The organism is Niastella soli, from assembly GCF_017742245.1.
GTDB lineage: Bacteria > Bacteroidota > Bacteroidia > Chitinophagales > Chitinophagaceae > Niastella > Niastella soli.
In genome coordinates, this window is record NZ_JAGHKO010000002.1 from 66,635 (window position 1) to 92,275 (window position 25,641).

Genomic DNA, 25,641 nt, shown 5'->3' on the forward strand with positions numbered 1-25,641 from the left:
TGTTTCAAAAAAATGAAGCAGCCCCAATTTTTTATACCCCGGTAATGCATTAAACTTGCAATGGTTAAATTTGTTCTCAATAGTATTATGAAAAAGATTCCCTGGATTATCGGTTTTATTACCCTGCTTACCCTAAACGTTGCCGCCAACCCTACCTTACCCACCGGCTGGTGGCGTGCGTCGCTGCAACGTGCTGATGGCCATACAATTGATTTTAATATTTCTATGCAATACAAAAGCGGTAAACCGGTTTGGTTTATTCGCAATGCCGCAGAAAAGATTGAAGTAACTGCTATTGAACAAAAACAGGACTCCATACTGGTGCAAATGCCTTTATTTGAATCGGAGTTCAGATTGCAATTGGTAAATAACAATACTTTACGGGGCGTATGGATCAAAAGCACGTCCTCTTCTAAACAGGTGATGCCATTGGTATTGGCTTATAATCAGGCACAACGATACCCTCAGGCCAAACAAACAAAAAGAAAAGTAACAGGGCGTTGGGGCGCTACTTTTATTGATAATAACAAACCCTACCCTGCGGTTGTTGAGTTCAAACAAAATGGCACGGCATTAACCGGTACCGTTTTAACCCCAACGGGTGATTATCGTTATCTGGAGGGCGCAGTAAGCAACGACACCTTGCATTTAAGCACCTTCGATGGCAGCCATGCGTATTATTTCCGGGCCATTATTAAAAACGATACCGCCATTACTGATGGCGAATATTTTTCCGGTGCCACCTCCATTGAGAATTGGACCGCCTGGAAAGATGCAAAAGCCACTGTTCCTGATACGCTGTCGGCTGTTTATCTGAAGCGTGGTGAAGACCGGTTGCATTTCCGTTTCCCCGACCTCGACAGCAACCTTGTTTCTTTAAGCGACCCACGCTTTCGCGACAAAGTAGTGATCATCCAGATCATGGGCTCCTGGTGCCCGAACTGCATGGATGAAACCGCCTTCTTAAGCGACTATTACAAAAACAATAAACAACGAGGTATTGAAATGGTGGCGTTGGCATATGAATACAGTGCCGATTTCCGCCGCTCTGAAAAAAGCCTGCGCAAGTTTCAGCAGCGTTTCAATATTACCTACCCCATGCTCATCACGGGTATACGCACCAGCGACTCCCTGCGTACAGAAAAAACATTACCTGAATTAACCCGGATAAAGATGTTCCCTACTACTTTATTCATTGGCCGCGATGGTACCGTGAAGAAAATACATACTGGCTTTTTCGGGCCCGGTACAGGAGAACATTACGAAGCATATAAGAAGGATTTTTATGCGGTAATAGATGAATTGCTAAAGCAGGGATCATAAGATATTAGGTGGGACTGACCTGTAAGGTTCGTCATAGGGTCTTGAACATTTAAGCAGATCAATCGAACCTGACAGGTCATTATTTTTAATAATGTAGACCTGTCAGATGCAACTGACCACTCTATTAATGCAAGCTCAAATGATGCATCCGCCAAAGGCGGACAAGCTCTTACAGGTCAGTCCCACTTACAATCCTGATAATTTATAAAGGTCTGATCCAGATATTTCTAAAGCTGGTAGGATTATTATGGTCCTGTAACACCAGCGGTTCTTTATCGCCATGTTTTTCATAGGTAGCAACACCAATGTATTGCGTACTACCCCACAGGTGGGCATCGTTTTGCACCAGTACGCCGTTATGTAACACGGTTATATGAGCTTGCGATTTTACATTACCATCTTCATTAAAACGGGGGGCTGTAAAGATCACATCATAGGTTTGCCATTCACCGGGACCACGGCTGGCATTAACCAGTGGTGGCAATTGTTTATAAATGCTACCCGCCTGTCCATTGCTATACGTTCTGTTCTTATAGGAATCCAGCACCTGTAATTCATAACGGCCCATAAGGAAGATCCCACTATTACCACGACCCTGGCTTTCGCCTTTTACTTCGGCGGGTGTTCTCCATTCAATGTGCAGCTGGCAATCACCAAAGCCTTGTTTGGTATGAATTTCGCCGGTGCCGGGGGCAACGGTCAAGATGCCATTCTCTACTTTCCATTTGGCCGCGCTGTTGTCTTTAGCCGCCCAGGCATCGGCATTTTGTCCGCCAAAAAGAATGATGGCATCGGAAGGAGGATCGGCACTTGTTTTACCGGGTTCTATCACTTTTACTTCGGGTTCCCAGTATTCGGTTAATTTAGGATCACCTTGCCGCGGAGCTTTTTGTGCCTGCAAGGCATATACGCAAAAAAGCAGGATACAGCTAAACAAGAATCGTTGCACCATTGGTTGAGTTTTTTGAAGAAGTTATTATGTTATTGGGGTTGTAAGTTATTAAGTTCAGCTGTTATAACGAACAAAATATCATAATAACTCACCAACCTAAGAAGGCAATGGGCAATGGGGGAATGGGGAAACGGCAGGCGGTCCTCCTACGCCAAGGCTTCGGCGGGCGAGGCAGACGGAAAATCCGGCCTTCGCTGCGCTCAGGGCCGCTATTCGGTAATCGGTAAATCCGCAACACGGCAACAGGGATTCCTTCGCTGCGCTCAATCAACAGTAATCTATGAACGCTGAATTACAAACCCCATAAACACTTGCGATTCTACAGACTTAACATCTACGGAACTTACATTTGCATGCGGCGGTCCCTGTTTACACCAGTGCACCAGTTCATTTAACTGATCGCTTGAACCGGTAGCCAGGATGTGCACATTACCATCGGGTAAGTTCTTAACAATACCCGAAATACCCAGCTCCAGGGCCTTTTCCTTGGTGCTTTGCCGGTAATATACCCCCTGCACCAACCCGCTTACGACAATTGAAATGGTTTGTTCCATACCCTGAAAGTTAGCAAGTAATAGTGAATTTAGGGTGTTGTTTGCAATAAACAAGCCACATATTAAATCAGTTACCGGTATAAACAAACCTGGTAATCAGCCTTCCATATAACTGTTACGATATATAATTGACAAGCACCTCATCTACTACCTGGGACTGATAAATTTTGCTATTTTTAAGGCAACAAAGAAACAAAGGATCCTATGCCCCTTCGTAATGTGATAAGATCCATTACCCTGATTGTGGTTATTTCGTTAATAATGGCCTGGTTAGGACAATACATTCTGTATCGCTATAATATAGCGGAAGCAGTATGTTTTACCAGTGATTGCCAGGCAACAACGAAAAGCGCCATCATAGGCTCCTTATTCCTGATCTCTTTATTTAGTTCGATATACCTGGTGTTCATCAACCATGATCTGGCAAACAGTCCGGGCATGGAAGTAAGCGTGTTGCTAAGCTGCCTGATCGTGAACTTTATTTATTTCAATTTGGATAACACCAATGCCTATCTCACGCTCGTCCCTTACAATGTGTTAAGCGTATATTTTTATTACCGGGTTAAAAAGCAATTGAACAAACCATTTGCGGTATATCCTTTTATCATGCAGGAGATCTTCCTGATGCTGTTGCTGGTTTGTACCTATGTGTATCTCGATGAATTATTTGTCACCAAAAGGCTTGACAGAGATACCATCATGTATACGGGGGGAGAAAAAATGCTGGGGCGGATCTTCGACGTTCTGGTTTGGTCGATCTTCAGTTTACATGCCTGCTATGTTTTCTTCAAACTGGTGCTAAAGAAAACCATCCTGCGTTCTATTTCATATACCTATCACAAGGGGCCACTGCCTTGAAACAATCTGCCAGCTGGCGGATGCAAGCGAATACAGTCAAAAGCCCAAAGTCAAAAGCCTAAAGCAAATACAGCTTTACGCAGCACACCGTTGCGGCAACGAGTCCCGGATAATTAGGAATGCGGCCATTGCTCATCCTTTTGGAATTGGAACCCATTGCCAATTGCCTATTGCCTTCTTCAAACGTGTTCTGCGATCTTATAAATAGGTTTATGATGAACCGGAAAATTGCAGGAGTTGGCGATAAAACAGAGTTCATTGGCCTTTTCATGTAGGGCATCGGCCTTTTCAACCATTTCCTCACTGGCCACAGTAATTACAGGAAACAGTGTGACTTCGGTAAAACGGCCACCACCATTAGCGGTTTCTTCCATAACGCCGGCAGCATCATCTACGTACTCCACCACCACTACACCGGCCACCGAACACAAATGTAAATACCATAACATATGACAGGAGGACAAGGAGGCTACCAATAATTCTTCCGGATTATACCGGGTAACATCGCCTTTGAAAGCAGGATCGGAAGAGCCCGGGATCACCAGCTTTTGCCCGGCTACAATTGTATGGTTCCTGTCGTACGAGGAGTAGGATGCTGTGCCCTCCCCCCGGTTGCCCGTCCAGGTAATATTAACTTTGTAATGATGCTCCTTCATACTGGGATTTTTGGGAAGATAGGGATGTTTGGGATGGATGTTAGAGATTTTGGGATGATTGGGATTTTGGGATTTGGGAATGACTGGAACGTTTGGGATGGGTGAATAGGCGGAGGAGCCCTGGTGATGGGTTTGCACCGGGTAAACCAGGCCATAAAAAGCAGCAAGAGCAAAATTGCAAATCGTTGGATGCGAGATCGGTTTGGCATTTTTGCAACGTTTAAAAGATCCAACAAAGACTCACGAGTGTTCGCTACTCCCTAAGTTACACATTATTAAACGGATGCGTCAAAATTTATTTTGCAGATTTGTGCATAACCCATTTTCTTTCAAAATAAATTTTGCTAAAACATGGTAAGTAGTATTTTTGCGCCTCGATTATGACAATACTCACTCACATCCATCATCATCATACTTACCCCAGCAGGTAGGCCGATGGTGCTTTGTGTAGTGCCAGAATATTTGAAGGGCTTACCGCATGGTAAGCCCTTTTTATTTTTAATCATAGCCTGGAACGCGGTACACCCGTACGGGCTAAAAAACAACGACATTCAAATGAAACTTCGGATCGCCATTCAAAAATCAGGTCGCCTGTATGAAGATTCCGTACAACTGCTGAAAGAATGCGGTATTGATCTGCGCAACGTGAAAGACCGGTTAAAAACTGAAGCGGATAATTTTCCCCTGGAAATATTCTTTTTGCGCGACGACGATATTCCGCAATATGTTGAAGATGGCGTTGCCGATATTGGCATTGTAGGCGAAAACGTGTTGTACGAAAAGAACAAAAAAGCTGCCATCGTTGAAAAACTGGGTTTTGGCAAATGCCGTCTGTCAGTGGCCATTCCACGCATTCAGCAATACGAAGGCGTTCAATCCTTACAGGGTAAACGCATCGCCACCAGTTATCCATTCCTCGTAAATGAATTCCTTGCAAAAAACAATGTACAGGCCGAGATCCATGAGATCAGCGGATCGGTTGAAATTGCTCCTGGAATTGGCCTGGCCGATGTAGTGGCCGACCTGGTAAGCAGCGGTTCTACCCTGCTCATGAATGGACTAAAAGAAGTGGAAGTTTTGTTGCAATCGCAAGCGGTTTTGATCCGCAACAACAACCTGAATGCCGAACAACAAAAACTGATCGAGAAACTGGTGTTCCGCATCCGCGCTGTAAAAAAAGCCAAACACAACAAATACATTTTGTTGAATGCCCCCAATAACAAATTACAGGAGATCATTTCTTTGTTGCCCGGGATGAAAAGCCCCACTGTATTACCTCTGGCCGAAACAGGCTGGAGCAGCGTACACAGCGTACTGAGTGAAGATACCTTCTGGGATATTATAGAACAGTTGAAAGCCGCAGGCGCTGAAGGCATTCTGGTAGTGCCTATCGAAAAAATGATTATTTAAGGCACAAGAAAAACTATACGACATGCAAGTTTATCAATATCCGGAAAGGAGCAGCTGGAAGGCTTTGTTACAACGGCCGGTAATGAATACAATCGCACTGGAAGGTTCGGTAAAAAACATTCTGCAGGAAGTAAAACAACAAGGTGATACTGCGGTAAAGAAATTCACCCGGCAGTTTGATAAGGCCACCATCGACAATATAGTGGTGACTGAGGACGAGTTCATGAACGCGCAACAATTGCTCGATGCCAAACTGAAAGCAGCGATCCTTTCTGCCAAAGTAAATATTGAAACATTTCATAAAACACAGCTCATTGCACCGGAGGTTATTGAGACCATGCCTGGCGTACAATGCTGGCGCAAAAGCGTTGGCATTGAAAAAGTGGGACTGTATATCCCTGGTGGTACTGCCCCCCTGTTTTCCACCATCTTAATGCTCGGTGTTCCGGCAAAATTGGCGGGGTGCAAAGAGATCATTCTGTGTTCTCCTCCCGATTCCAATGGCCAGCTGAACCCTGCCATTTTATTTGCAGCCAAAGCAGTGGGTATTACCAAAGTATTTAAAGTGGGAGGCGTACAGGCCATCGGAGCTATGGCCTATGGTACCGATACCATTCCGGCCGTATCAAAGATCTTCGGTCCCGGCAACCAGTACGTGACCTGTGCCAAACAACTGGTGCAACAGGATGGACTGGCCATCGATATGCCAGCAGGCCCCAGTGAAGTAGCGGTGTATGCCGATGAATCGGCCAATGCCGCCTTTGTAGCCGCAGACCTGTTAAGCCAGGCTGAACATGGCAGCGATAGCCAGGTGGTACTGGTAAGTTGCTCCCTGGCTGTAATAAACAGCATTGAACAGGAGATCAACAAACAGGTGGAAGCCCTTCCCAGAAAAGACATAGCGTTAAAAGCACTGGCTAACAGCAAACTCATCCTGGTGACCAACGAAGCCGAAGCTATTGACATGTTGAACATGTATGCGCCAGAACACCTGATTATCAGTTGTAACCATCCGGAGCCCATGGCCGAACAGGTCATCAACGCCGGTTCTGTTTTTCTGGGTCATTATTCACCCGAAAGCGTGGGCGACTATGCCAGCGGTACCAACCACACCCTGCCCACCAATGGCTATGCGCGGGCATACAGCGGAGTAAGCATTGATAGCTTTGTAAAAAAGATCACCTTTCAACAATTAACCCAGGAAGGTTTACAAAATATCAGCAAAACGGTGATCGCCATGGCCGAAGCGGAAGGATTACAAGCTCACGCTAACGCGGTAAAAGTTAGGTTATAGTTTTTTAGTTCGTAGGTTCTTAAGATATTGGGTTCACAGGTTATTGAGTTCGTTGTTCCCGGTCGCCGGTTTCCGGTTACCAGGCCCTGAGCGCAGCGAAGGATTATCTATTGCCGCGTTGGGGGCGTCTTACGTTTCACGTTTCATCCGTCACCTGGCGGAAGTCTCGAATGTCGCGAACCCACTGCCGATTGCCGATTGCCGTTTCACGACAAAAAATAAACAATATGACTTTCGATTTAAATAATCTACTAAGAGAAAATATAAAAAAGCTGGTCCCCTATTCTTCTGCACGGGATGAATTTAAAGGCGAAGCCAGTACCTTTCTCGACGCTAATGAAAACAGTTTTGGATCGCCGCTTACCAAATGGTACAACAGGTATCCCGATCCGTTACAAATAAAAGTAAAAGAAAAATTATCATCCATTAAGGGTGTTCCCGTTGAGAACATTTTCCTGGGCAACGGCAGCGACGAATGCATCGATGTGCTGATGCGTGCTTTTTGCGAACCCGGAGAAGATAATATCCTTATCGTTCCGCCCACCTATGGCATGTATGAAGTAAGCGCGCACATCAATGATGTGAACATAAAGAAAGTACCGCTTACACCTGCCTTTCAGTTAAACCTGCCGGCTATTGAAGAAGCCATTGACGACAACACCAAAATTATCTTTTTGTGTTCGCCCAATAACCCTACCGGTAATTCATTGGACCGTGAAGACATTGAAGTTATTTTAAATAATTATTCGGGCATTGTGGTGATTGATGAAGCGTATATTAACTTTTCCCGCTTCCGCTCCTTTACCCAGGAACTGAACGACTATCCCAACCTGGTGATCCTGCAAACCCTGTCAAAGGCCTGGGGACTGGCTGCCCTGCGCGTGGGTATGGCATTTGCATCGCAAGAGATCATTCATGTGATGAATAAAATAAAACCGCCTTATAATATCAACCAGGCTTCGCAGGAGCTGACCCTCCAGGCCCTGGAAGAAGTTGGGCAGGTAAATGATATGATCAGGGAAATTGTTGCCCAGCGCGATATCCTGGCCAAAGACCTGTTAACCGTCCCTTCGGTTCAAAAGATATACCCCTCCGATGCCAACTTTTTGCTGGTTCAGGTTACAAATCCTAAAGCCATATACAACTATTTGATCGAAAAAGGCATCGTAGTTCGCGACCGGAGCAGTGTAGCGTTGTGCGCCGGTTGTATACGGATCACGGTAGGTACGCCAGCTGAAAACGTTTCCGTAGTTAATGCCATGAAAAACTGGAACCCGGCCTGAGGAGTAGGTTGCTAAATCAGTAATTTTAGAACCCGCTTTATAAAAAGCGCTTTAAATATTCCATTATGAAAAAAGTCTTGATCCTAGCATGTTCAGTAGTTTTTGCAGCTGCTGCATTTGGCAGTGATACTACCAGGGTGAAATCATCTTCGACAGGCATTGTTAAAAAAGACGAAGCGCCTATTACCTTACCGCAGGGTTTTAAATCGGTAGTTATTGCCACTGATTTAGGCCGGGCCCGCCATTTGACCGTAGCAGCCAATGGCGATGTGTTCGTAAAACTGGAAAAGTTAAAAGAGGGAAAAGGCATCCTTCGTTTGCACGATAAAAACGGTGACGGCAAAGCAGATGAAATAACAGGCTGGGGCAATTATATCGGTACTGGTATAGCTATCAAAAACGGCTATCTGTATGCCTCATCCGATGAGAATGTATACCGTTACAAGATCGATGAAAAAACAGGAAAGGTTGATACCGCTTCTGTAGAAAAGATCGTTACCGGCCTGGTATCCCAAAACCAACACAGTTCTAAATCTATCGCCCTCGATAACAGTGGTAACATTTATGTAAACATTGGCGCTCCCAGCAACTGCTGTCAGGTACAGGACCGCGTAAAAGGTTCACCCGGACAGGACCCCTGCCCCATTCTTGAAAAAGCAGGCGGCATCTGGCAGTTCAAAGCAGATAAAGCCAACCAGTCATATGCAGAAGGGGTTCGTTATGCTACCGGTTTGCGTAATGTAGTTGGGCTTGACTGGAATACCGAAGTAAATGAGCTGTATTGCATGCAGCATGGCCGCGACATGTTGTTCCAGTTCTTCCCAGAGCTGTTCAATCAAAAAGAAGGCGCAGAAAATCCTGCTGAAGAAATGTTCCGGTTAACCAAAGGAGCCGACTGTGGCTGGCCTTATTGCTATTACGATAATGACAAACAGCAAAAACTGATGACGCCTGAATATGGCGGCGATCGTAAAAAGGCTGACCGTTGTGCAGATAAAACAAAATCTGTTGCCCAGTTCCCCGGTCACTTAGCGCCCAATGGCTTGCTGTTCTATACCGGCAGTCAATTCCCCGCCAAATACAAGAACGGCGCTTTTATTGCCTTTCATGGCTCCTGGAACCGCTCTCCTGAACCACAGGCAGGTTTCTTTGTAGTGTTCATGCCTTTCAAGAATGGGATGCCCAACGGCAAATGGGAAGTGTTTGCTGATGGCTTCTCACAAATTCCAAAAGGCGCTACAGAAGGCAGAGCGAAATACCGTCCCTGCGGTCTGGCACAAGGCCCCGATGGATCATTGTATGTATCTGACGATACCAATGGGACCATCTGGAAAGTGAACTACAGCAAATAACCAGGTCCCCAATAACAAACCACATTACCCAGCACAATTAATTATATGAAAAGAGTATTGTTCGCCTTACTGGTATTGGTTATCGCTTCTGCATTTGGAGTGCAACAACAAAAACCGCAACCAGGCAATCTAAAAGCAGCTATGACCCGCGGCAAAACGGTGTACGAAGCCACCTGTTTGGCCTGTCATCAACCCGATGGCCTGGGTGTACAGAACATGAACCCGCCCCTGGTAAAAACCAAATGGGTACTGGGTGATAAGAAAGCATTGATCAAGATCGTACTCAAAGGCCTTCAGGGTGGTGAAATTGAGATCGATGGCGATAAATTCCATAATCCCATGCCACCGCAGGAATCAACTTTATCAGATCAGGAAATTGCAGATGTATTGACTTACATTCGCAACAGCTTTGGCAACAAAGCCAGCCTGGTATCAATGGGTGAAGTTAAAGCCGTGCGGGCCAAGCTGAAATAATAGTGAACTTTTAAAATATTGTTTTGAAACGCATTCTATTCATCGATCGCGACGGGACCTTAATAAACGAAGCGCCCCCTACGTATCAATTAGATTCTTTTGACAAGCTGACCTTTTACCCGCATATGTTCGAGTACATGGGCCGTATAGCCCGCGAGCTGGACTATGAGCTGGTAATGGTCACTAACCAGGATGGGCTGGGTACCGATGCTTTCCCCGAAGATACCTTCTGGCCCCTGCACAACCTGGTTATGAAGAGCCTTGAAGGTGAAGGCATTCATTTCAGCGCCGTACATATTGACCGTTCATTTCCTCATGACAATGCCCCCACCCGTAAACCCGGTACAGGCATGCTCACCCAATATTTGAATAACCCGGCTTATGACATCGCCAACTCATTTGTTATAGGCGATCGCATCACCGATGTACAACTGGCCAAAAACCTGGGCTGTAAAGCCATTTGGTTGAACCAGGACCCCAATCTGGGCGCTGGTGAAATAAAGGATAAAGTAGCGGAATTGCGTCCGGTAATTGCTTTGGAAAGCACGCACTGGAGCACCATTTACGAATACCTGAAGCTGGGCTTGCGCAGAGTGATCCATGAACGCAATACCAACGAAACGCAAATAAAGATAGAATTGAATGTAGATGGCAGCGGCAAGGGCGCCATATATACCGGTCTTGGCTTTTTTGATCATATGCTCGATCAAATTGCCCGTCATGGTAAAATGGACCTTACCGTTCGTTCTAACGGCGACCTGCACATCGATGAACACCATACTATTGAAGATACCGGTATTGCACTGGGCGAAGCATTTGCCCAGGCACTGGCCGATAAACGAGGAATGGAACGCTATGGATTTGCCTTACCGATGGATGAAGCGGATGCCAAAGTACTGATTGATTTTGGCGGCCGTAACTGGATCGTTTGGAATGCAGAATTCAAAAGAGAGCGTATTGGTGAAATGCCAACAGAAATGTTCTTTCACTTCTTTAAATCATTCTCCGATGCAGCCCGTTGTAATTTGAACATCGAATGCCACGGAGATAACGAACATCATAAAATTGAGGCCATCTTTAAAGCTTTTGCGAAAGCTATCCGGATGGCTGTTAAGAGAGATCCTTTGTCTAATTATCTTCCATCGACCAAAGGAGTACTTTAACTGAAATAAGAAGTAAGAAGTATGAAGAACCTGATCTTCGTACTTCTTACTTCCATATTCAACATTCATTATTTTCCTTCCATTTCTTTCCTACTTCTTACCTCCTACTTCTTACCTCCTACTTCTTACCTCCTACTTCTTACCTCCTACCTCCAACTTCTTACTTATTCATCAGATAGTATTGACCGGCTGGTATCTTTCCTTTTTCCAATTACCCCCGCTATGCCAAGACTATAATAGAAATGATTGCTCACTTTTTCGGTAACCGCCATCCGGTATTGCGCATTGAAGATAAAGTAAGCTTCATTGAACAAATTCACCTGAAAGCCGGTGCCCATGGGAATGAAGGCGCCCCAGTAACTTCTGAATTTTGAAATACCGGTACCGATCTGCAAAAAGGGACTCACCCAGTATCGATTTGAAAACAACTTTCCTTTTACAGATACATCACCTTCCAGCAACAGGTTATCCTGCCCCAGAGAAACATCATTACGATCCTTGTAATCTAAAAAACTACCTGTTAAAGTAGAAGTGAAATCAACATGTTTGTTCAACCCGTAGAGATAGTTCAAAGCCAGTCCGGGCGACATGTCTTTCAACTTACCGAATTGTGAACTGCGCAACACCTGTCGTAAAGAGGTGGAACGAATATTAGCAGCTGTTTTAAAATCGTTAAAGAAGAAATAGATCCCTAACGTAGGTCGCTGTATATAGTCATCCTGGCTAAAAGCAGGCACCAGAAATGGCAGGATGGCCAGCAGAAATCCTACGTTTTTTTTCATAACCGGTTTGGTTTGGAGAACCGTTCCGGGCAAAAATAACCGGTACCTGTAAACTGGAGAAATTAATTATTATCAGCGATATCGTCTTCGTCGGGTTTGTTTTTACCAAGGTACTCGATCTTTACTTTCGTCAACCCATGACCGGTATAGCCGAGGGCCAGGGCGGCGGACTTACTCATATCAATCAGCCTGGGATTGGAGGGATGCATCCGGTCGTTGATCTTTACATTTACACTTTTATGGTTCCTGAGATTGGTAACTTTTATCCAAACATTGAGGGGGAATGTATTACAGGCAGCAGTAAGCTTTTTCTGGGTGAACACCACATCGGTGCAGGTACGTTGACCTTCAAATTTATCGGCATAAAAACTGGCCACACCAAATTGAGTTACAGGCACATTTCGTTTCTTATTCAACGCAACACTATCCACCTTTATCTGGGCTTTTGACGCAAAAAAAGTGAACATCAGGAGTGTTAAAACCAATAAATTCTTCATAGTCTTAGAGTTATTAAAGGGTCTTACTGTCAAAATATCGTTGGCACAAGGCCCTGTCTTCCCCATACACATCATTGTAAAATCTAATACCTCCGTTTTTTTCTTCACAGGTAAAATACCTGATAAAAATGGGTACTCTTGGAAAACCGGCTACATAATGCTTTTCCCTCCTGCTTATCCAGCTCCGTAAAGTATCGGGCGGAAACCGAAGGGTGTCATTTCTCACCAAAAAATCGGCCAATTTCATAAAATCCTTAATTCTTACACAACCATGACTCAAAGCCCGGTTCTCTTTCGAAAATAACCAGCGGGCATTGGTATCATGCAAATACACCGCGTATTTATTGGCAAAGTTGAACTTCAACACACCCAATGAGTTATCATCACCCTGACGTTGCTTTATCAGGAAGGGGAAGTAATTTTTGTTATATTTTCCCCAATTCAGGCTATCCGGGTTCAGCACGTTGTCATTATTGTCAACCACCATCAGGTTCTGTTTATTCAAATAACCCGAGGGGTTGGCTTTGATCCTTGGCAGCATTTCCTTGAAAATGATGCTATAAGGCACCGTCCATTGTGGATACGTAATAAAATTCACCACGTTCGACGTCAATAAAGGGGTCCGGGTCCTTGGCTGCCCTACTATAACGTTCGATTCCATTACTATCATATTCGAATCCACAATCTTCATACTGTAGGCTGGAATATTTACCCAGATATAAGTAGTTGGCATTGAATCTGGTAACAATTTATACCGGTCGAGCGTTATGGCAATTCTTTTAAACTTTTCCCAGTTGGTGTTATTCAGGCTGTTTACCGTATTGGAATTCAGTTTCCCCGTTTCTGTTAACCCCTTGTCACGCTGGTACTTACCGATCACCAGCTTCATAGAGGTGGTATCCAGGTAATCATAGGGTGAATTGAGCAGCCCTTCTTCAAACAGTCGTTGTTTCAAAAGGTTACTATAATCTGCAGAAGTTGAGGCTGGATAAGGGATATACGTATATTTTTTCAGGGTATCCATTGACCTCAGGAAGTTTTTCAATCCCCATTTCAATGAATCATAGCCTTCATGTTTAGGTTCCAGGGAATGCATTAGACCGCCCACATCTTTGTATTGCCAAAGCGTGTCGAAAAGATTCAGGTAACCGCTCACCGTCAGCGTGTCTTTGCGCAGGGTAACACTATCGAACGGCAGGCGGCCTTTATGCAGGTCGGCGCACATTCTGAAAAAGGCATCGGTGAGCAACAGTTCGCCCCGCGACCATAAGGCGGCATCTTTCTGTCCCAGGGCATCCTGGGTGGTTTGACTGCGAATGTTTTTTAATACATTGTAATGATAATCAGAAGGGAATAAACCGTATTCGCGGGCGTGGCCAATAAAATCAACCAGGGAATCGCTCAAAGGCAGCCATTTATCCTGATCGCTCCAAACCGGTCCATAACTTCTTTTCTGATAAATATCGCTTACGAGGGAATCTTTTGTCAGGTGCATGGAATCGTTCAACACCCCATTGCTGGCCAAAATAAATTCGAGCGCCGTTTGAATGTTCCGTTCAATGCTGACATTCAATTCTTTTGGTTGTTCAACAATATCCTTGGCTTTGGGGGCTGGGGGTTTAGCCGCTTTTCCACGTCCATGGCAGGCAGCTATGGTAATCGCTACAATTAACAAACACCAAAGGAGGCCTGAAGTAATACCTTTATTCATGTTTATTGATCCTGGTTATCCGGTCTAAAGTTTTGTATCTTTTCACTTCCTATTCTGCCTTTAAACCGGTCACAATGTTATACAAAATAGTGCTTAAGCTCGGTATTTACATAATGGTACTTTTGTTTTTTTTCCACGAAGGCACCTGCCTGGCACAAACAACAACTGTTAGTAAATATGGGGTACCGGTTATCAATAAATTAGCTGACTATCAATCTACTGTACTAAATGATTCTGCCAGAAAAATGGTAGAATTGCTACAATTGATACCGGGTATTGTTTACGATCTTCGGTATGCTACCACCAATAACTTTACCCATTTACAACTATACGTACCGGCCAGTAACCACACCTTTTTGCGGCTACCTGCCGCCCGGGCCCTGGCAGCCGTTCAAAAAGAATTAAATACCCGGGGCTATGGGCTCAAAATATTTGATGCCTACCGGCCCTATGCGGTAACGGTCAGATTTTGGGAATTAATAAAGGACGAACGGTATGTGGCCAATCCCGGAAGAGGCTCCGGTCATAATCGCGGCCTGGCAGTTGACCTCACGATTGTGGAACTGAAAAGCCATCGTGAGCTGGATATGGGTACCGGGTTCGACAATTTCAGCGATACGGCCCATCATGCTTTTACCGCCTTGCCACCCGAAGTGCTGGAACATCGTAAGCTGTTACTGGATGTAATGGTGAAACATGGCTTTAACAAACTGGATACAGAATGGTGGCATTTTTTCTGGCCCAATGACCGGGAATATGAGGTGCTGGATATTCCGTTTGTGGAGCTCGTTAAGTGAGGGCTGCTCGTGAATCGGCCGTCGGCAATTTTGGCCTTACGATAATATTTCAACTTGTTAACTGTTCAGCGGGCCTCCCGCCCCTTATCAACCCTGTCAACACTATCAACTTACTTAAACTTCTCCGTCTTTTCATTACCAGTAATGTCTCCTTCACTACGGACCTGGATCTGAAGATTCGAGATCCACTCCGCACATCCCTTTTGATATAAGAATTCATTTACCTGATGAATAACACGCATCACTTCATCATAGGTTCCTTCCAACACAGTAGCAAAGGGAGTTACTTCATGCTTGATGCCGGATTGTTGTATAATAGCAATGGCATCATCCACCCACAGGTATGGATGTTTATCCAGTACGATGGGTACTATTTGAATAGAAGCGTTGATTATATGCTTATGCATCAGATCACTCTTTTAATACGTTGTTCCAGTAACATCAGATCAGCCAATACCATGGCCGTTACGGCTTCCAGTACTACCGGAACACGCAAGGCAATACACAGGTCGTGACGGCCTTTTACAGAGAATGTATCTACGGCACCTGTATTCCAGTTCAGGGTTTCCTGTTCTTTGGGAGTAGACGCAGTTGGCTTTATAGCGATGCGGAAAACCAGTTCATTGCCATTGGTAATTCCACCTACTATGCCGCCGGCATGATTGGTACGGGTAGTTCCGTTTGTATCAATGATGGCGTCATTGTGTTCCAGTCCAAACATTCGGGCCGCGGCAAAACCAGTCCCGAATTCAATACCGCGAACAGCAGGGATCGCAAATACAGCATGACCGATCAACGATTCTGCTGAATCAAAAAACGGTTCGCCCAGTCCCTTTGGCACATTAGCGCGGCATTCCACAATACCACCGATAGAGTCTTTGGCATCAATGGCTTTTTGTAATCCTTTCTCAAGGTCCTTTTCACCACCGATCTCCAGGAGGTTGGCGGCAACGGAGATGTTCTGATATTGCAGGAGTTTTTTGGCAATTACGCCCACTGCTACCAGGCATACGGTTAACCGTCCGCTGAAATGGCCACCACCCCGATAATCCTCATAGCCGCCAAATTTGTCATGGGCAACAAAATCGGCATGGCTTGGCCGGGGGAAATCACGCAACTTTTCATAATCGCCCGAACGCGTATTCTTGTTCTCAAAAATTATAGTGATGGGGGCACCGGTTGTTTTATTATTGAACAATCCGCTTTTAAAAATAGGCAGATCGTCTTCTTTACGTGGGGTAGTTCCTTTTTGTGTACCACCTTTCCGACGCTCTATATCTACCAGAAAATCCTCCACTGTCAATGGTAAACCAGCAGGGCACCCGTCAATATTCACACCCACACTTTCACCATGCGATTCACCAAATATGGTCACCTTGAATATGCGTCCGAAACTGTTCATTCCTATATCAATGTTGAATTTGTCTAATTAGTTATATCCGTCCGTTGAACTCGCCTGAGTCCGGCAATCGGCAATCCGCAGTCGGCAATTTTTTCCTTTCAGCTTTCCCTCTCTCCCCGCTGCCCTTAATGTGCGTTCTGAGCAGAACCTTCTTTCTTTACTATCGCACCCAATGCCTGAATATGCTCATAAAAATCGGGGTACGATTTATTGATCGCCTGAGCCTCGCTGATAACGGTTTCGCCGGTTGCTTTTAAAGCCGCTACTGCACAAGCCATTGCAATACGATGATCGTGGTGCGAATGCACTGCAGCGCCTTTCAATCCATTACCACCCTTAATCAGCATCAGGTCATCCTGCAGTTCAATTTCCACGCCCATTTTACCAAACTCTTCCTGCAACGTGAGCGCCCGGTTGCTTTCTTTATGCGTAAGACGGGTCACGCCTTCTATAACAGTAGTACCTTTGCAATAAGCAGCCAGTGCTACCAGTGGAGGAAACAGGTCAGGACATTCAGTGGCATCGAACTGGAAAGCTTTCAATGCAGCAGGTCCAATCTCAATCTGTTCTGACTGAATAGACATTTTAGCGCCACAAGCCTGTAAGGCCTGCAATACGGCACGGTCGGCCTGGGTAGATTGTACGTCGAGCCCCTTTACAACAATGTCACCAGCAATAGCGCCGGTAACCAGCAAAAAAGCAGCACCGCTCCAGTCGCCTTCTACTGTATATGTTATAGATGAGGCAGATGGCTTATTGTTTCCGGTAAAATGAAATTGTTCATAATTCCGATTCTCCACTTCCCAGCCAAACTGCTTCATTACCGTTAAGGTAAGATCGATATAGGGTTTGCTTTTCAGGTTATCTACAGTGATGGTAACACCTTTTGCATTGGAAGCGGCATAACCGAATAATAACCCGGTTAAAAACTGCGAACTCAATGACCCATCGATCGTAATATTTTTAGGTTGCAGGGGACCTTTCACCTGCAAGGGAAGTTTGCCTTCTTTTGAAATGATCTCCACACCCAGTTGCGGTAACACTTCATCAAAGAAATCCATTGGGCGGGTAACCAGGCTGCCTTCCCCGTTAATGGTAATGCGCTTATTGCTTAATGAGATGATGGGCGTGAACATCCGGATACCCAATCCACTCTCACCACAGTTCACCGCATCGCAATCGGGACTAACACCACCGCCGGTGATCTGTAAAGAACCGTCATCCAGCTTCTTTACTACAGCACCCATGTCCTGAATAACACCCAGGGCCGCTTTATCGTCGTTTGAATGACCGGGATTGCGAATAATGGTTGTTCCGTTGAAGAGTAAGGAGGCAGCACAACCTCGTTGCATAGAGCTTTTCGATGCCGGTGCCTGAATAGTTCCCTTTATTTCTGATGGTTGAATCGTTACTACCATTGTAAAGTTGATAATTTGCTGACCTGTAAGGTGCACTGCATTAACTTGATCCGCCGGCTGGCGGATGGATTCGTGCTTCCGCCAGCCGGCGGATCGGCCCTCGAAGGTCCACCTTACAGGTCAACCCTGTTAAAGTTCATTAATAATTGTCTCTAACTTCGTCATAGGTATAGACTGTACAACACCTCTACCTATTTTTTCCAACAGCACATAATTCATATCTTTTTGCTCGCGCTTTTTATCCATCTTCAATACTTCAAATGCTTTTGGTTTATCGAAGTTGGCCAGCGTAGGCAATCCATATTGGTCAAGCACGTCGATCACCCGCGTACTGTCTTTAAATTTGACCAGTTTTTCTGAGATCTGGCAGGCGGCTGTCATTCCAATACTAATGGCCTGACCATGACTGAGTTCATACATATTTTCAATAGCATGTCCCAGGGTGTGACCAAAGTTCAGTAAACGCCGTTCGCCTTTCTCAAATTCATCGGCCTGTACAACAGTTGATTTTATTTCTGCATTGCGCCGAATGAGTTTGGCTAATGCCGGTTTATTCCTTTGATAATGGGTGATCTTGTTCTTTTCGAGTTCTTTGAATAACGACAGGTCCTTTATACAACCATGCTTGATGATCTCAGCAAAGCCATTTACCCATTCCTGTTTAGGCAGGGATTTTAAGAAGCCATAGTCGTATAGTAAGAATTGTGGCTGTCGAATGGTGCCTACCAGGTTTTTATAAATGCCTACATCGATGCCGTTCTTGCCACCGATAGAAGCATCTACCATAGCCAGGATAGTAGTAGGTACAAAACCACATTTTATACCCCGCATATACACCGCGGCTACATACCCGGTAATGTCGGTAACAACGCCACCGCCAATACCTATAAGCCAGGTGCTGCGATCGGCTTTGAACTCTATCAATTGTTCAATGATAGAATCAACCGTGGCCTGCACTTTGTATTCTTCACCTGGCTTCAGGGTAATGCAATTCCACCCTTTCAGCTTTTTTTTATGGGCCTGGAAAACATGTTCATCAGTGATCAGTACCGCGTGTTCTCTGCCGACCATTTTTTCCAGTTTGGAAAAATCGGCATCGAAATAATAATTCACGGTGGCGGATGAAAACCGGTAACTTTTTGTTGTCATACAGCTAATCAAATCTGAATTTTCTGAAACACTTCCAGCTCACTGTCCAGCGTCTTCGTTTTATGATGTTCTTCCTGTTTGTCAAGATATTCCAATACCTGTTTTATGCCACTGGGGCTTACACTCAAAGCCGCGAAGCCTTCCTCCCACTCAAAATGGCTCTTAATGAAATTGCCTTCATTGATCCAGGTGGTAGAATCGGTGCGAATGCTTTTCATGATCTGCGCCAGGTTTTGTGTTGGCATCATTTGCACCACGGCATGCATATGGTCATCTGTACCGTTCACAGACAGTACGTTGATGCCATTTTCAGTTGCATGCTTTTTAATGTGTGCAAATAAAACAGTACGAACAGGCTTGGTCAACAAAGGTTCTTTGTTCTTTACACAGGTAATTACATGAACGAACAAATACACTTTGCTGGTTTGGCTATTCATTTGGAAGTCTGTTTTATCGTGAATCGTGAATCGGCAATCGAGAATGGTTCGCGAACGTTGAGCCCGAAATTCATTGCCGATTGCCGACTACCGATTACCGTCTTACGAATTCATGATCTTATTCTGGTGGTTAATACTCTCCATGTGTACAGCATCAAAATATTTGGTGATGAACTCTTTGCTCAGGTTCAGTTTTTCACCTTTTTGGAATGCTCTTTCCAGGATCTCGTTCCAACGGTTGGTTTGCAGAATGGTGATATTGTTGTTCTTTTTATATTCACCTATTTTTTCTGCCACTTTCATCCGCTGACCTAAGATCTGCATCAGTTCATCATCGAGGTGATTGATCTGCTGACGCAATTTTTCCAATGCGGCGTGGTATTCTTCGGAGTTTACATCTTCTCGGCGCCATTGGATCTGACTGATCATTTCGCCCAGTCTTTCAGGGGTGATCTGTTGCTTGGCATCGCTCCAGGCTTTGTCAGGATCGATATGGCTTTCGATGATCAGGCCATCCATATCCAGGTCAATGGCTTTTTGGGCTACATCGAGCAGAATATCGCGGCGACCACTAATATGTGAAGGATCATTGATCATTAATAATTCCGGATTGCGGCGTTTCATTTCGATAGCCAGGTGCCACATGGGCGCATTCCGGTACTCAGTATTACCATAAGAACTAAATCCGCGGTGGATCAACCCTATTTGTTTAATACCTGCTTTGGCAACACGCTCAACGGCGCCAGTCCACAGTTCCAGATCAGGATTGATAGGGTTTTTGATCAACACGGGTACATCAACACCACGTAAAGCATCAGCTACTTCCTGTACGCTGAAAGGGTTTACCGTTGTACGGGCGCCTATCCACAGTACATCCACTTCAAAGGTCAGCGCGTCTTCTACCTGTTTTGCAGTAGCTACTTCTACTGTTACAGGTAAGCCGGTGATCTTTTTGGCTTGTTGCATCCAGGGCAATCCCTTGGTTCCAATACCTTCAAAACTACCAGGACGGGTACGAGGTTTCCAGATACCGGCACGCAGCATATCTACTTTTCCAGTCTTTGCCAAACGGGTAGCAGTTTCCAGTACCTGCTCTTCAGTTTCGGCACTGCAAGGTCCACTGATAATGATCGGGCGCTTTTTCCATACCTGTTGCACGGTCTCTCTCATGGTTGTTGATGTTTGTTGCATATTGTATTTAAGTTGATAAGTTAAAAAGTTGATTTGTTAGCAGGCTTCAGTGGACCGTCAACCTGTTAACTTATCAACTTGTTAACTGGTTAACTTAGCGTCTGCTATCAGCCTCGTTCATTCGTATTCTTCTACCCTTGTAGTTCTTTCCGTCAATAGACCGGATCATTTGACTGGCAACCCGTTTGTCAATTTCGATCCAGCTATTCATTTCCTTCATATCTATGCGACCGAGTACATCTTTTTGCAGTTCGCTCATATCTAAGATGAACTGCAGGAAGCTGGCTTTATAAAAACCATCTTTTGTACCCAGGTTCACAAATAATTTGGTGTAGTCACCACCGCCGCCGTTACCGAATTTCCGACCTCTGGTATCGGAGTACGATCCTCTTCTGTCGCCCTCTCCTCTTCCTACCGTTAATCTTTCTCCGCGTTCGCTGCGTTCGCCGCGTTCACCGCGACGTTGTTCGCGTGCATTCAGGTCTTCGGCGTTCTCGTAATATTTCAAAAAGCGGTCGAACTCCAATGCTGCCACGCGTTTCAGGATCTCTTCTTTGCTCATGTCGGCAAACTTCTCTTCCAGCATGGGCACATAGGCTTCATAATCGCCGTGGTTAACCTCCAGTTGCAACAGTTTATCCATAAAGTGATAGAACTGTTTGCGGCAAACATCTTTGCCTGATGGGATCTCAAGCTTATGGAAAGGCACCTGTACAATAGTTTGTATCTGCCGCATTTTCCCCAGCTCCCGCACATGCACGATCGACATACAAACCCCGGTTTTACCGGCCCGGCCGGTTCTGCCGCTTCTATGGGTGTATACCTCCACATCATCGGGTAACTCAAAGTTGATAACGTGGGTGATACCCGATACATCAATACCGCGGGCGGCCACATCCGTTGCTATTAAGAGCTGTAATGTTTTATCCCTGAAATCACCCATTACCTTATCGCGTTGCTGCTGCGTCAGATCGCCATGCAATGCATCGATATCGTATCCTTCGCGGGTTAACTTCTCGGCAATATCCTGGGCGTCGGCCTTGGTACGTGTAAAAATGATGCCGTAAATGCCAGGGTTAAAATCAATCAACCGTTTCAGCGCCTGGTACCGGTGCTGGGCACTGGTAATGTAGTACTGGTGGTCAATATTCTTATTGGCAGAATTCATTTTACCCACCGTCACTTCCACCGGTTCTTTCATGTAGCGTTTGCTTACCCGGCGAATTTCGGGTGGCATGGTGGCACTGAACAACCACGTGGCATCCCTTTTGGGGGTGTTCTGCAAAATGAACTCAATATCGTCCTGAAAGCCCATGTTCAACATCTCATCGGCTTCATCCAGTATCACGTACTGGATCTGTTCCAGGTCAATAGCCTTGCGTTCTATCAGATCTATCAAACGGCCCGGTGTAGCTACCACGATCTGTACACCTCTTCTTAACTCGCGGATCTGTTGGCCTATAGGGGCGCCGCCATATACCGCCGCCACAAACATTCCGGGTATAAACTTCTTGAACCCTTCAATCTCGTTCACGATCTGCATACACAATTCCCTTGTTGGACAAACCACTAATGCCTGGGGATGTTTCAACTGCTCATTCACCAAATGCAACAGGGGTAACCCAAATGCAGCCGTTTTACCGGTGCCTGTTTGCGCCAATCCCACCAGATCTTTTGTTCCGCTCAACAATACAGGGATTGCTTTTTCCTGTATCGGGGTGGGGTTAACAAATCCTAAAGCATTGGTAGCCTGTATCAGCCGCTCATCCAAACCCAATGCATCAAATGTTATCATAGTCAGAAAATTTGGCGCAAAGGTACTGTTATTATGGCCGTCGACCTAATTAATCCTGTTCAAAGAGCAAATGCCCGCCCACCGGGCTTTTTATTGAATATTTTTTAATTATTTCAGTATTCTTTTTATCTTATTTGCCTGTTCTATCAGCTCAAGCAAATAGTCATAATTTTCTTTTTCCAGACAGGCTTTAAACTTCCGCAGCTGGCTGATGTGCTCATTCAGTACATCCAGTACATGTTCGCGGTTCTGTTTGAAAATGGGTACCCACATCGCAGGGTTACTTTTTGCCAACCGCACGGTGCTTTCAAAACCACCACCCGCCAGGTCAAAAATGGTATCTTCCTCTTTTTCCTTTTCCAGTACCGTATTGGCCAGGGCAAAGGAGGTAATATGGGAAATATGGCTGATGTAGGCGGTATGCATATCATGGCTATCAGCATCCATGTAGGCCAGGTGCATACCCAATTGGCGGTACACTTCTTCAATGGTTGCAACCGCCGCGGCATCACTTTTTTCCTTTTCACAGATCACACAGCTACGGCCGGCAAAGGCATTCCGTACGGCTGCTTCAGGACCACTGTATTCCGTTCCCCACATAGGATGGGTGGCCACAAACCGTTGCCGCATTGGATGATCGGCCATTGCGGCGCACAACGCGTGTTTGGTACTGCCCGCATCGGCTACTATCTGTTTATCGGTGATCATGTCCATCACCTGTTGCATTACACCAATGGTGGCATCAACCGGTATGGCCACGTATATGAGGTCAGCTTGTTTTACCGCTTCTTCCAAAGGCAATGCCTCGTCTATCAACCCAAGCTCTATGGCTTTTTGGGCGCTAGCTTCGGTACGGCTTACTCCGATCACTTTTTTAACCAGTGCCCGCTCTTTTAAAGCCAGGCTAAAGGAACCGCTGATTAAGCCTACCCCAACTATGGTAACGGTGTTGAACATGGTTTAATTAACTTTTAATGCTGGTTTAAATGCTTTTATCCGTTGAATGCTTTCCGCAAATTTTTCTTCTGTACTACACAGGCTCACCCGTATATATCCATCTCCGGCTTTACCAAAAATGCCGCCGGGCGTTATGAATACACCGGTGTTGTAAAGCACTTCATCGCTCAGTTCGTAACCGGTTTTATAGGATGCAGGGATCTTTGCCCACACAAACATACCGGCCTGGCTTTTATCATACACGCACTGTAACAGATCGAGCAGTTCAAATACTTTTTCGCGACGCTTTTTGTAAATAGCATTCACTTCATCGTACCAGCTTTTGGGCAATTGTAAGGCTTTGGCAGCCGCTAATTGTGCCGGCAGGAACATGCCGCTATCCATATTGCTCTTGAACCGCAATACTTCGTCGATGCGTTCTTTGGCACCCAGCAAGGCCCCTACCCGCCAGCCGGCCATATTGTGCGACTTACTCAGCGAATTCAGTTCAATGGCCACTTCCTTTGCACCCGGCACCCGTAGTAAACTGGTAGGGTTATCATTCAGGATGAAACTATAAGGGTTATCGTGACAAATAAGGATCTGGTGCTTCTTTCCAAACGCCACTATCTTTTCAAACAGGCTGGCAGAAGGCAGCTGGCCTGTAGGCATTTGCGGATAGTTGATCCACATCAGTTTGTAGGTACCGCCGGCAGCCACCAGTTTATCCAGGGCATCAAAATCAGGCTCCCAGTTGTTGGCTTCCGTGAGATCATAATCAACACATTCACCACCAGCCAGTTTCACGGCGCTTCGGTAGGTAGGATAACCCGGGTTAGGGACCAGAACCTTATCCCCGGCATTCAAATAGGTCATGCAAATGTGCATGATGCCTTCCTTGCTACCCAGCAGAGGCAAGATCTCCGTATCAGGATTCAAGTCAACATCATACCATTTCTGATACCAGTCGCTGATCGCTTTGCGCAACGCTGGTGATCCTTTATAACTTTGATAAGCATGCACATTGGGTTTGGCGCTCTCTTCCTGCAGGGTTTTTATCACATCGGCATGTGGCGGCAGGTCGGGACTGCCAATGCCCAGATTGATTACATTCTTCCCTTGCTTGTTCAACTCATCTATCTCCCGCAGCTTTTGCGAAAAATAATATTCGCCAATACCTTCTAAACGTTTTGATGTTTGCATATCGCTATTCGTGAATGGTGATGATCAGGATTGAATTAATTGTTTGTTTTACCGTTCTTGTATACGCCATATATTCTCAAGTCCTGCGTAACCGGTTTTATGCCATTGATAACTTCATTGAACTGGTCAAGGGTATCAAATTCCATATCTGCATAAAAGCTGTATTGAAAATCGGTACCTGGTATGGGGGAGCTTTGCAGCTTACTTAAATTGATCCCTCCTTCTGCAATGCGACTGAGTACTCTGGCCAAACTGCCGCGTGAATGATCGGTATGAAAATTCACAGAGGCCTTATTGGCTTCGGCTACTGGTTGTGCTATGTCTTCAGGGACCAGCACCAGGAACCGGGTATAGTTGTTTTTTAAAGTATGAATGTTAGGAGCAATTACATCGAGGTTGAAGAGGTCGGCGGCGAGTTTGCTGGCAATGGCGGCTATGTGTTTACTGCGGTGCTGCTGAACATGTTTAGCGCTTAGTGCAGTATCCTCCGTTTCTACCAGTTTCCAGTTGTATTTGTCGAGGTATTCGAGGCACTGCTGAATGGCCATGTGGTGAGAGTGTACTTCGCGTATATCTTCCAACTGGACCCCGGGGTTAACTAACAGTTGTTGTTTTATGGGGAGGTAAACTTCGCCGATGATCTTTAGGGAACTCTTTTGCAACAGGTTGTAGTTAGGTAGAATGCTGCCGGCGATGGAGTTCTCGATGGCCATTAAACCACCATTGCTTTCCTTTTTGTTACTGGCAATTTTCACTACTTCGCGAAAGGTGGCACAGGGTATCACTTCTACATTCTTTCCGAAGAATTGCCGGGCTGCTACCTGGTGGAAACTTCCTTCATATCCCTGAATAGAAACCCTTATCCCTGTTCCCTGCAAGCCACTGGATCCCGGCGTTGCATCGGTACTCTCCTGTTGTTGTTTTCGGTCGACCATAATTGCTTTTTTATGCTTTCCCTTGTACGGTTTTAAAAAAGACATAAAAAAAGTCCCGGCTTTTTGCCG

The 25,641-nt window shown here is 45.4% G+C and carries 25 protein-coding genes; 9 read left to right on the forward strand and 16 right to left on the reverse strand.

Annotated elements, in window-relative coordinates; all coding sequences use genetic code 11:
• The first annotated feature begins 60 nt into the window (after positions 1–60).
• Positions 61–1,323: a peroxiredoxin family protein gene (locus tag J7I42_RS12825; protein WP_209139218.1), complete on the forward strand. Its 1,263-nt coding sequence runs from the start codon at positions 61–63 to the stop codon at positions 1,321–1,323.
• Between the two features lie 202 nt (positions 1,324–1,525).
• On the opposite strand, the gene J7I42_RS12830 is transcribed toward J7I42_RS12825, so the two are convergent.
• Both J7I42_RS12830 and J7I42_RS12835 read right to left on the reverse strand, forming a co-directional pair.
• On the reverse strand, positions 1,526–2,275 hold the full coding sequence (locus J7I42_RS12830; RefSeq protein ID WP_209139219.1) for a 3-keto-disaccharide hydrolase: 750 nt from the start codon (positions 2,273–2,275) through the stop codon (positions 1,526–1,528).
• Positions 2,276–2,553: 278 nt separating this feature from the next.
• Positions 2,554–2,829, reverse strand: coding sequence for an acylphosphatase (locus J7I42_RS12835; RefSeq protein WP_209139220.1), 276 nt, complete (start codon positions 2,827–2,829; stop codon positions 2,554–2,556).
• A 204-nt stretch (positions 2,830–3,033) separates the two neighbouring features.
• Between J7I42_RS12835 and J7I42_RS12840 the strand changes: the two genes are divergently transcribed.
• Complete coding sequence (locus J7I42_RS12840; RefSeq protein ID WP_209139221.1) at positions 3,034–3,687, forward strand: hypothetical protein; 654 nt, start codon at positions 3,034–3,036, stop codon at positions 3,685–3,687.
• A gap of 179 nt (positions 3,688–3,866) precedes the next feature.
• Here J7I42_RS12840 and J7I42_RS12845 read toward each other — a convergent pair whose 3' ends face one another.
• Positions 3,867–4,343, reverse strand: coding sequence for an OsmC family protein (locus tag J7I42_RS12845; protein ID WP_209139222.1), 477 nt, complete (start codon positions 4,341–4,343; stop codon positions 3,867–3,869).
• A gap of 555 nt (positions 4,344–4,898) precedes the next feature.
• Here J7I42_RS12845 and hisG point away from each other — a divergent pair.
• The 6 genes from hisG (at position 4,899) to hisB (ending at position 11,319) form a co-directional block, all read left to right on the forward strand.
• Positions 4,899–5,753 carry an ATP phosphoribosyltransferase gene (gene hisG / locus J7I42_RS12850; RefSeq protein ID WP_209139223.1) on the forward strand — a complete coding sequence of 285 codons (855 nt, stop codon included), beginning with the start codon at positions 4,899–4,901 and terminating at the stop codon, positions 5,751–5,753.
• Between the two features lie 22 nt (positions 5,754–5,775).
• Positions 5,776–7,047 (forward strand): histidinol dehydrogenase, encoded by a 1,272-nt coding sequence (gene hisD, locus J7I42_RS12855; protein WP_209139224.1) that lies wholly within the window; start codon positions 5,776–5,778, stop codon positions 7,045–7,047.
• Positions 7,048–7,274: 227 nt separating this feature from the next.
• Positions 7,275–8,330 (forward strand): histidinol-phosphate transaminase, encoded by a 1,056-nt coding sequence (gene hisC, locus J7I42_RS12860; RefSeq protein ID WP_209139225.1) that lies wholly within the window; start codon positions 7,275–7,277, stop codon positions 8,328–8,330.
• 65 nt (positions 8,331–8,395) lie between these two features.
• Positions 8,396–9,682: a PQQ-dependent sugar dehydrogenase gene (locus J7I42_RS12865; RefSeq protein ID WP_209139226.1), complete on the forward strand. Its 1,287-nt coding sequence runs from the start codon at positions 8,396–8,398 to the stop codon at positions 9,680–9,682.
• A 45-nt stretch (positions 9,683–9,727) separates the two neighbouring features.
• Complete coding sequence (locus J7I42_RS12870; protein WP_209139227.1) at positions 9,728–10,156, forward strand: c-type cytochrome; 429 nt, start codon at positions 9,728–9,730, stop codon at positions 10,154–10,156.
• 23 nt (positions 10,157–10,179) lie between these two features.
• Entirely contained in the window at positions 10,180–11,319 is a 1,140-nt protein-coding gene (gene hisB / locus J7I42_RS12875) for a bifunctional histidinol-phosphatase/imidazoleglycerol-phosphate dehydratase HisB (RefSeq protein ID WP_209139228.1), read from the forward strand.
• A gap of 164 nt (positions 11,320–11,483) precedes the next feature.
• Here hisB and J7I42_RS12880 read toward each other — a convergent pair whose 3' ends face one another.
• The 3 genes from J7I42_RS12880 to J7I42_RS12890 form a co-directional block, all read right to left on the reverse strand.
• Positions 11,484–12,101, reverse strand: a complete 618-nt coding sequence (locus J7I42_RS12880; protein ID WP_209139229.1) for a hypothetical protein — start codon at positions 12,099–12,101, stop codon at positions 11,484–11,486.
• A gap of 62 nt (positions 12,102–12,163) precedes the next feature.
• The gene (locus J7I42_RS12885) at positions 12,164–12,598 is read right to left on the reverse strand and encodes a septal ring lytic transglycosylase RlpA family protein (RefSeq protein WP_209139230.1); all 435 of its coding nucleotides are present in this window, start codon (positions 12,596–12,598) and stop codon (positions 12,164–12,166) included.
• Between the two features lie 13 nt (positions 12,599–12,611).
• Positions 12,612–14,309: a L,D-transpeptidase family protein gene (locus J7I42_RS12890; RefSeq protein ID WP_209139231.1), complete on the reverse strand. Its 1,698-nt coding sequence runs from the start codon at positions 14,307–14,309 to the stop codon at positions 12,612–12,614.
• 74 nt (positions 14,310–14,383) lie between these two features.
• Between J7I42_RS12890 and J7I42_RS12895 the strand changes: the two genes are divergently transcribed.
• A complete protein-coding gene (locus J7I42_RS12895) occupies positions 14,384–15,106 on the forward strand; it encodes a M15 family metallopeptidase (RefSeq protein ID WP_209139232.1) in 723 nt (240 codons plus the stop codon).
• A gap of 110 nt (positions 15,107–15,216) precedes the next feature.
• On the opposite strand, the gene J7I42_RS12900 is transcribed toward J7I42_RS12895, so the two are convergent.
• From J7I42_RS12900 to J7I42_RS12945, 10 genes are all read right to left on the reverse strand, one after another.
• Complete coding sequence (locus tag J7I42_RS12900; protein WP_209139233.1) at positions 15,217–15,513, reverse strand: thiamine-binding protein; 297 nt, start codon at positions 15,511–15,513, stop codon at positions 15,217–15,219.
• Positions 15,513–16,508 (reverse strand): chorismate synthase, encoded by a 996-nt coding sequence (locus J7I42_RS12905; protein ID WP_236065485.1) that lies wholly within the window; start codon positions 16,506–16,508, stop codon positions 15,513–15,515. Before J7I42_RS12905 ends, J7I42_RS12900 begins: the two co-directional genes overlap by 1 nt.
• Before the next feature lie 125 nt (positions 16,509–16,633).
• Positions 16,634–17,926, reverse strand: a complete 1,293-nt coding sequence (gene aroA / locus J7I42_RS12910) for a 3-phosphoshikimate 1-carboxyvinyltransferase (protein WP_209139234.1) — start codon at positions 17,924–17,926, stop codon at positions 16,634–16,636.
• 129 nt (positions 17,927–18,055) lie between these two features.
• Positions 18,056–19,075, reverse strand: a complete 1,020-nt coding sequence (gene aroB / locus J7I42_RS12915; protein ID WP_209139235.1) for a 3-dehydroquinate synthase — start codon at positions 19,073–19,075, stop codon at positions 18,056–18,058.
• Between the two features lie 8 nt (positions 19,076–19,083).
• Complete coding sequence (locus J7I42_RS12920; RefSeq protein ID WP_209139236.1) at positions 19,084–19,512, reverse strand: transposase; 429 nt, start codon at positions 19,510–19,512, stop codon at positions 19,084–19,086.
• A gap of 102 nt (positions 19,513–19,614) precedes the next feature.
• Entirely contained in the window at positions 19,615–20,703 is a 1,089-nt protein-coding gene (locus J7I42_RS12925) for a chorismate mutase (protein WP_209139237.1), read from the reverse strand.
• A 94-nt stretch (positions 20,704–20,797) separates the two neighbouring features.
• Entirely contained in the window at positions 20,798–22,498 is a 1,701-nt protein-coding gene (locus tag J7I42_RS12930) for a DEAD/DEAH box helicase (protein ID WP_209139238.1), read from the reverse strand.
• Between the two features lie 108 nt (positions 22,499–22,606).
• A complete protein-coding gene (locus J7I42_RS12935) occupies positions 22,607–23,455 on the reverse strand; it encodes a prephenate dehydrogenase (protein WP_209139239.1) in 849 nt (282 codons plus the stop codon).
• Between the two features lie 3 nt (positions 23,456–23,458).
• The gene (locus J7I42_RS12940; protein ID WP_209139240.1) at positions 23,459–24,637 is read right to left on the reverse strand and encodes a pyridoxal phosphate-dependent aminotransferase; all 1,179 of its coding nucleotides are present in this window, start codon (positions 24,635–24,637) and stop codon (positions 23,459–23,461) included.
• 35 nt (positions 24,638–24,672) lie between these two features.
• The gene (locus J7I42_RS12945; protein ID WP_209139241.1) at positions 24,673–25,572 is read right to left on the reverse strand and encodes a prephenate dehydratase; all 900 of its coding nucleotides are present in this window, start codon (positions 25,570–25,572) and stop codon (positions 24,673–24,675) included.
• Between the last annotated feature and the right edge of the window lie 69 nt (positions 25,573–25,641).

Bases quoted from the DNA above. Each gene is read 5' to 3' on its own strand.
- J7I42_RS12865 (WP_209139226.1), top strand. From the start codon at position 8,396: ATGAAAAAAGTCTTGATCCTAGCATGTTCAGTAGTTTTTGCAGCTGCT.
- hisD (WP_209139224.1), top strand. From the start codon at position 5,776: ATGCAAGTTTATCAATATCCGGAAAGGAGCAGCTGGAAGGCTTTGTTA.
- J7I42_RS12845 (WP_209139222.1), bottom strand. From the start codon at position 4,343: ATGAAGGAGCATCATTACAAAGTTAATATTACCTGGACGGGCAACCGG.
- J7I42_RS12895 (WP_209139232.1), top strand. From the start codon at position 14,384: ATGTTATACAAAATAGTGCTTAAGCTCGGTATTTACATAATGGTACTT.
- J7I42_RS12840 (WP_209139221.1), top strand. From the start codon at position 3,034: ATGCCCCTTCGTAATGTGATAAGATCCATTACCCTGATTGTGGTTATT.
- J7I42_RS12835 (WP_209139220.1), bottom strand. From the start codon at position 2,829: ATGGAACAAACCATTTCAATTGTCGTAAGCGGGTTGGTGCAGGGGGTA.
- aroB (WP_209139235.1), bottom strand. From the start codon at position 19,075: ATGACAACAAAAAGTTACCGGTTTTCATCCGCCACCGTGAATTATTAT.
- J7I42_RS12925 (WP_209139237.1), bottom strand. From the start codon at position 20,703: ATGCAACAAACATCAACAACCATGAGAGAGACCGTGCAACAGGTATGG.
- J7I42_RS12870 (WP_209139227.1), top strand. From the start codon at position 9,728: ATGAAAAGAGTATTGTTCGCCTTACTGGTATTGGTTATCGCTTCTGCA.
- J7I42_RS12900 (WP_209139233.1), bottom strand. From the start codon at position 15,513: ATGCATAAGCATATAATCAACGCTTCTATTCAAATAGTACCCATCGTA.
- J7I42_RS12935 (WP_209139239.1), bottom strand. From the start codon at position 23,455: ATGTTCAACACCGTTACCATAGTTGGGGTAGGCTTAATCAGCGGTTCC.
- J7I42_RS12825 (WP_209139218.1), top strand. From the start codon at position 61: ATGGTTAAATTTGTTCTCAATAGTATTATGAAAAAGATTCCCTGGATT.
- aroA (WP_209139234.1), bottom strand. From the start codon at position 17,926: ATGGTAGTAACGATTCAACCATCAGAAATAAAGGGAACTATTCAGGCA.
- J7I42_RS12890 (WP_209139231.1), bottom strand. From the start codon at position 14,309: ATGAATAAAGGTATTACTTCAGGCCTCCTTTGGTGTTTGTTAATTGTA.
- J7I42_RS12880 (WP_209139229.1), bottom strand. From the start codon at position 12,101: ATGAAAAAAAACGTAGGATTTCTGCTGGCCATCCTGCCATTTCTGGTG.
- J7I42_RS12905 (WP_236065485.1), bottom strand. From the start codon at position 16,508: ATGAACAGTTTCGGACGCATATTCAAGGTGACCATATTTGGTGAATCG.
- J7I42_RS12830 (WP_209139219.1), bottom strand. From the start codon at position 2,275: ATGGTGCAACGATTCTTGTTTAGCTGTATCCTGCTTTTTTGCGTATAT.
- J7I42_RS12940 (WP_209139240.1), bottom strand. From the start codon at position 24,637: ATGCAAACATCAAAACGTTTAGAAGGTATTGGCGAATATTATTTTTCG.
- J7I42_RS12930 (WP_209139238.1), bottom strand. From the start codon at position 22,498: ATGATAACATTTGATGCATTGGGTTTGGATGAGCGGCTGATACAGGCT.
- J7I42_RS12885 (WP_209139230.1), bottom strand. From the start codon at position 12,598: ATGAAGAATTTATTGGTTTTAACACTCCTGATGTTCACTTTTTTTGCG.
- J7I42_RS12945 (WP_209139241.1), bottom strand. From the start codon at position 25,572: ATGGTCGACCGAAAACAACAACAGGAGAGTACCGATGCAACGCCGGGA.
- hisG (WP_209139223.1), top strand. From the start codon at position 4,899: ATGAAACTTCGGATCGCCATTCAAAAATCAGGTCGCCTGTATGAAGAT.
- hisC (WP_209139225.1), top strand. From the start codon at position 7,275: ATGACTTTCGATTTAAATAATCTACTAAGAGAAAATATAAAAAAGCTG.
- J7I42_RS12920 (WP_209139236.1), bottom strand. From the start codon at position 19,512: ATGAATAGCCAAACCAGCAAAGTGTATTTGTTCGTTCATGTAATTACC.